This window comes from Shewanella sp. AC91-MNA-CIBAN-0169 (genome assembly GCF_040310165.1).
Taxonomy (GTDB): Bacteria; Pseudomonadota; Gammaproteobacteria; order Enterobacterales; family Shewanellaceae; genus Shewanella.
The window spans coordinates 1-279 of record NZ_JBEOPM010000096.1 but is presented as its reverse complement, the minus strand read 5'-3'; the positions used below and the strand labels follow the sequence as shown (position 1 = coordinate 279).

The window sequence follows — 279 nt, the reverse complement described above, 5'->3', positions numbered from 1 at the left end:
TAGCACTGGTGTTTAGCCTACAGACACCAATGAGTATTCACTCGATACAGAGTATAACGTATCAAATGTGTCCCATTCGTCTAGAGGCCTAGGACACCGCCCTTTCACGGCGGTAACAGGGGTTCGAATCCCCTATGGGATACCATATTTAAGATGGTTGAACATGATTCGAAAGAGTTCTTTGATTATCTATATAGCACTGGTGTTTAGCCTACAGACACCAATGAGTATTCACTCGATACAGAGTATAACGTATCAAATGTGTCCCATTCGTCTAGA

1 tRNA gene is annotated in these 279 nt (G+C 42.7%); it reads left to right on the top strand.

The features are described 5' to 3' along the window. The first annotated feature begins 69 nt into the window (after window positions 1-69). Window positions 70-145: transfer RNA gene (locus tag AAEY98_RS22270), tRNA-Glu, on the top strand. The last annotated feature ends 134 nt before the right edge of the window (window positions 146-279 follow it).